This is a genomic window from Candidatus Planktophila sp. (genome assembly GCF_046070465.1).
Taxonomy (GTDB): Bacteria; Actinomycetota; Actinomycetes; order Nanopelagicales; family Nanopelagicaceae; genus Planktophila.
In genome coordinates this window covers 1-5,554 of the sequence record NZ_JBJTMK010000102.1, presented here as the reverse complement: position 1 = coordinate 5,554, position 5,554 = coordinate 1, and the positions used below count along the sequence as shown (strand labels likewise).

Annotated in this window: 6 protein-coding genes; 1 reads left to right on the top strand and 5 read right to left on the bottom strand. The window is 48.9% G+C overall.

Annotation, left to right across the window (positions count from 1 at the left end):
• Positions 1-492, bottom strand: a 492-nt coding sequence (locus ACKOVI_RS04680) for a GNAT family N-acetyltransferase (RefSeq protein WP_509602895.1), incomplete at its 3' end; no start/stop codon positions are given.
• 4 nt (positions 493-496) lie between these two features.
• Entirely contained in the window at positions 497-1,408 is a 912-nt protein-coding gene (locus ACKOVI_RS04675) for a molybdopterin-binding protein (RefSeq protein WP_509602894.1), read from the bottom strand.
• A 45-nt stretch (positions 1,409-1,453) separates the two neighbouring features.
• Between ACKOVI_RS04675 and ACKOVI_RS04670 the strand changes: the two genes are divergently transcribed.
• Positions 1,454-1,975, top strand: a complete 522-nt coding sequence (locus ACKOVI_RS04670) for a 5-formyltetrahydrofolate cyclo-ligase (RefSeq protein WP_509602893.1) — start codon at positions 1,454-1,456, stop codon at positions 1,973-1,975.
• On the opposite strand, the gene ACKOVI_RS04665 is transcribed toward ACKOVI_RS04670, so the two are convergent.
• From ACKOVI_RS04665 to ACKOVI_RS04655, 3 genes are read right to left on the bottom strand one after another with little or no spacing between them, the layout of a single operon-like run.
• Positions 1,976-3,121, bottom strand: coding sequence for an acyl-CoA dehydrogenase family protein (locus ACKOVI_RS04665; RefSeq protein ID WP_509602892.1), 1,146 nt, complete (start codon positions 3,119-3,121; stop codon positions 1,976-1,978).
• Positions 3,118-4,947: a bifunctional copper resistance protein CopD/cytochrome c oxidase assembly protein gene (locus ACKOVI_RS04660; protein WP_509602891.1), complete on the bottom strand. Its 1,830-nt coding sequence runs from the start codon at positions 4,945-4,947 to the stop codon at positions 3,118-3,120. Before ACKOVI_RS04660 ends, ACKOVI_RS04665 begins: the two co-directional genes overlap by 4 nt.
• Entirely contained in the window at positions 4,944-5,456 is a 513-nt protein-coding gene (locus ACKOVI_RS04655) for a copper resistance CopC family protein (protein ID WP_509602890.1), read from the bottom strand. Before ACKOVI_RS04655 ends, ACKOVI_RS04660 begins: the two co-directional genes overlap by 4 nt.
• Between the last annotated feature and the right edge of the window lie 98 nt (positions 5,457-5,554).

The following is a 5,554-nucleotide window of genomic DNA, read 5'->3' as shown; positions in this document are numbered from 1 at the left end:
CTCAAAGGTATATCCGGCTTTCTCGGCTACACGGATTGATGCTGCATTTTCAGGGCGGATATTGATTTCGATGCGATGAAGGCCAAGGGCGTCGAAGCCAAAGCGGGTCACTGTATTGACCGCATCGGTGGTAAATCCGCGTCCTGCATAATTCTTATCAATCCAATATCCAATGTGGGCACCGCGGAGCGCGCCATAGATAACTCCGCCCATCGTAATCTGGCCAACCAGGTTTCGCTCATGCCAGATCATGAATGAATATGAACGACCTGCACGGGCTTCATGATTGAGAGCGCGGACCATCGAAAAAAAGGAGGGGCGCTTAGTGAGGAATTCGCTTGCTGGGGCGCCCACTGGAGTCTGCGGAAGTGTGGCCTCCCACGGTGCGAGCCACTCTCTATTTTCAGCGCGCACACGATTCCACTGGGATTTATCTGAGAACTTTGGTGGACGAAGTTCGATCTGCTCACCGTGGAGAGTTATCGGCCACATATCGTTAGATATAGCGGCGTTCGAGAACTACGACTGTTACTTCAGCACCTGCGGCAACATCGGCATCACCTTCAGGCACGGCGATAAAGGCATTGGCATCCGACAAAGTTGCCTGCTCATCTTGTGATCCAAGCGGGGTAACAGACTTTCCATCTTCGCTGAGAACACCGCGAATATATGAGCGCACTCCAGATATTGAGGAGAGGCCTTTTTCTAGACGCGCCTTTACCGATGGGCGATGGATCGTTGCCGCGCCCAACATGGTGCGAATCATCGGGCGCACTAGAAGTTCGAATGAGATGTAAGCGGCGATTGGGTCGCCAGGAAGTGTGACTACAGGGACCTTATCTGGGCCAATGGTGCCGAAGTTGTGACGTCCGCTGGAATCGATGGCGATTTCAACTTCAGTGATATCTCCGAGCTGGCGCAAGGTGCGAGTAATTAAATCGAATGAGTCATCGTGGCGCTCTCCGCTAATGATGACCAAGTCTGCGCGGACTAATTGGTCTTCAATCGCATCCTTGAGCTCATCCTCATTCTCAGGGATTGAGTGCACGCGATATGCGACAGCCCCTGTTTCGCGAACAGCTGTCGTGAGAAGCCATGAATTTGTCTCGTACTCTTCATCGCCAGTCAGATCTAATCCGGGCTCTACTAAATCTGGACCTGCTGAGATAACAACGACACGTGGATGTGGTCGAGTTGGCAAGTGATCCAGCCCGATAGATGCGGCGAGGCCAATCTGCGTTGACCGAATTCGGCTACCTGCCTTCATGACAAGACGTTCTCCAGCATAAATATCTTCAGCGAGAGTCGCACCATGTGCATCGAGAAGTGGCATATCGAAAGGTTCGAGCGGGGTGCAAAGATTTAAGAGTGAGGCAAGAACCTCATCAACGCGCACACGATCGGACATAGACAGTAACCTTACTTGTTGAGAGCATATTTATAGGGGATTTCCATGGCAACCAGTCGCGCTGAAATGAAAGAGAGTTTGCGACGTCGCCTGCGCGCACAACGCGAAGAACGTTATGTAGAACACAACTTGTTACATCTCTTAGAAATTCCAGAGATTTCACGGGCACATGTCATCGCTTCCTATTATTCATACGGGAGCGAGCCAAGCACTATCGCACTTAATCGCGTAATTGTTGCATCAGGAAAGACCCTGATTCTCCCCCGCATCAATGGCGATCACATTGAATGGGTAGATTGGAATGGCACTGCAGAAACTTTGCAAGTAAATGGAAAGTTCACAGAACCCATCGGCCCAATTTTTACAAAATTAGATTCAATTGATGTTGTTTTAGTCCCGGCGCTTGCCATCGATCCTGATGGTTATCGCCTCGGAAAAGGTGGGGGTTATTACGACCGAGCACTTCCACTACTTCGCGCCCACAAGCATGGTGTTGTCTACTCATACGAACGTATGGAGCATGACCTTCCACGCGAACCATGGGATATCGCAATGGATAGCTGGTAATTAAGGAAGATTACGCGCGACAACAATGCGCTGAATCTGATTAGTACCCTCGTAAATCTGAGTTAACTTGGCATCACGCATCATGCGCTCGACTGGATAATCACTCACGTAACCGTAACCACCTAATACCTGTACGGCATCAGTTGTAACCTTCATAGCAACATCAGTTGCCAGAGTCTTACAGGCAGCTGAGAAAAACTTAAGGTCTGGATCATTGCGCTCGGACTTTGCAGCCGCTGCATAAGTGAGTTGGCGAGCAGATTCGATGGCGATTGCCATATCTGCCAACATAAATTGAACACCTTGGAAATCAAAGATCTCCTTGCCGAACTGCTTGCGCTCATGGGAATACTTCTTTGCGGCATCGAATGCACCTTGAGCAAGGCCCAAAGCCTGTGCCGCAATAGTGATGCGGGTGTGATCTAAGGTATCCATGGCGAGTGCAAAGCCCTTACCGATTTCAGAGATACGGCGATCATCGCCAATAGTTACGTTGTCGAAGTAGACCTCACGCGTTGGTGAACCGCGGAAACCCATCTTCTTCTCCGGTGCGCCAAATGAAATTCCTGGGTCTGACTTTTCTACAACAAATGCAGTGATGCCCTTGGACCCAAGAGTCGGGTCTGTCTGTGCAATGACTGTATAGAACTCTGATTCACCAGCGTTAGAAATCCACTTCTTGCTGCCGTTAATGACCCATTTATCCCCAACGCGCTCGGCCTTTGTCTTCAGTGATGCGGCATCGGATCCTGCCTCAGATTCAGAGAGGCAATATGAGAATCCTTTTCCTTTTGCTAATTGTGGAAGCCACTTATTTTTCTGTTCAGTGTTTCCTCCAAGAATCAGTGGGAAGGAACCAAGTTTGTTAACAGCTGGAATCAATGATGCTGAACCGCAGACGCGAGCAATCTCCTCGATGACAATTACCATCGCCAGTGCATCTGCACCATCACCACCGTTTTCGGTAGGAACATGTGCCGCAAACAGTCCATTCTTGACCAGCGCATCATGGGCTTCTTGCGGATAACGATGATCTTCATCGACCGCTTGAGCAAAGGGTGCGATCTCTTTCTCGGATAACGCTCGCACTGAATCACGAAGATCGTTGTATTCAGATGGAAGTACAAATACATCCTTGAGCGTCATTGTTTCTCTCCCTTGAGATTGCGCTTGTTAAGAGTATCGAGATATGCGTTGTATTGCGCGAGTTCATCAGGTTCGCCCATAGCAGCAAGCCGTGCCTCATTGCGATCAATGCGCACAGTCTCGCGCTTATCGTCGCGAACCCACAAGATAAAGGTGGCAATGAGGGCCAAAATAATTGGAATCTCGCCCATTGCCCATCCAATTGTTCCGCCCCTGTTCTGATCGAGCAGAAGGTCAGGTAGCCAAGAAGTATTGAGTGAACCGTAGTAACCACCATCTATTAGCGTGGTTTCAGACATCAGGGCAACAGAGAAGAAGGCGTGCAGGCTCATAGCACCGAAGAGAATCACTATCCGCACAATGTGTGGGTATTTACGCGGATTGGGATCGATACCGATGATGACATGGAAGAACAGGAATCCCGCAAGAATAAAGTGGATATTCATGAAGAGATGTCCCGCGTGGTTGCTCATTAAATTTCCGAATAAATCGGTGAAGTAGAGAACAAAGAGCGAGCCATCAAAGAGTGCGAGTGCAGTGACAGGGTTATTAAGAATTACTGAATAACGAGAATGCAATGCAGTTAAGGCAAGTGCACGTACGCCACGCTCCTCAGAATTTCGACCTTGAGGCAATGTGCGAAGAGCTAACGTGATTGGTGCGCCGAGCACTAAACCAATGGGTGCAATCATTCCCAACAACATGTGCGCCATCATGTGATATTCAAATGAGAATAGTGCATAGACCCCGAGACCACCTGAAGTCGCAAAATCGATGAGTGCGATTCCGGATGCAAAGGCAATCGTGCGCCCTACTGGCCAACTATCTCCACGAGATTTCAACACTGATACACCCTTGATGTAGAGGGCGACTGCGGTAATTAAAAGAGCAATCATCAGCGCATCAGGGTTGTAGAGCTTCAATATATTTATTAACGATGGTGGTGGTGGTGTAGGCATTCCCACAATCAATTGTGCTTCAGTGAGGTTTGAGGTGTCGCCAGTAGGTGGCTGGATTTGGGATAACCAACTTCCCAGCAAGACAACCGCGGTCATCACCATCGCTTCTACCGAGATCAAGCGCAATAATTCTTGAAGTCGCAATTCATCGCGAGAGGCGAGTGCTTTGCGATTTGCATAACCCATTGCAAAGAGTGCGATAGTCAAAATTACTTTTGCAATGACTACATATGCATACTGCGTATTCCATGCACTGGCGTTATTCAAGCGAGTCCATGCAGTAGCAACTCCACTGAAAACAACTGCTATTGCTGCCCACAGCGCCAACACGGAGAAGCGGTATAGGGCTGTGATGCGCTCGTCTTTCGGAATAAAGAGAATTCCTGCAAGGCCTCCAACCCATAGTGAGAGTGCGACAACGTGAGTAACGAGTGCTCCGATAGCCAAACTGTGCGAACCATTAGAAGCCGCGTGGCTTTGGAAAATTGGAGCAATCAGCGAGAGCAGTGCGATTCCAATCAGAATTACGAGTGGAATGACACGCTTAATGAACGGTAGAGCCACAGTCAGAATGGCAAGTCCAATCATCTGGAAAAACATCGACTTTCCGAGATTGGTTTGAGTTAAGTACGAATTGAGCGTGGTGCTGTCGAGAGTTTCGCCATTGAGGATATCGCGAACCTTAAAGATCACTGCAAAGAAAGATGTCAGAAACCAGAGCATCGCCAATAGCGAGGATTTTTTCTTTACTGCAATTGCAGATGCAGTGAGTGCGCCACCGTTATTAATAACCAGAAGCGATGCCGCCAAAAGTGTTCCGATTGTCGTGAAGGCGAGTAGATAAAACGCGCCTTGATTAAAAATCATTTCTCGCTATACAGCTTTCGAGCGTAACGAGCGAGCGCAACTGTGACGACTAGGGCTGCGAGTAACAGTCCAAGAACAAAAATTGTTGTGCCTGCATTATTACCAGATGGAGCTGGAGGCTGTGTTGGTTCTGGCGCAACGGTGGCAACGACAGTTGGTTCAGCAAAGTTAAAGGTAAATGAACCTGACAGCGGAACATCATTTTCTGCCAGAAGTGTGTATGTCACGGTGTAAATTCCAGAACGCACAAAGTTCTTCAGACCTACAACGGCATCTGTTCCTGCAATAGTCAGGGTTCCATCGTCGACACGGATTCCTGAAGGATCTGTGACTACGACATCATTGCCTGAATCCATCAGTGGAAGTTCAGTTGTAATAGTGACGGCGCTTGGAGCTGCTTCAAGAGATTGACCTGAAGTCGGGCTGGTGGAGACGAGGGTATTTGCGCTGGCTGTAGGAGAAATCAGCAGCCCTAGTGCAATAGCCGCAATGCCAAACACCTTCTTCATGAAGCCCTCCGTCGCTATTAATTCGCGCCTATCGTCTCACTTCTTTAGACTGTGGCACTAGTCCTACGCGATAGAAGAAAGGTCACATCTGATGCCTA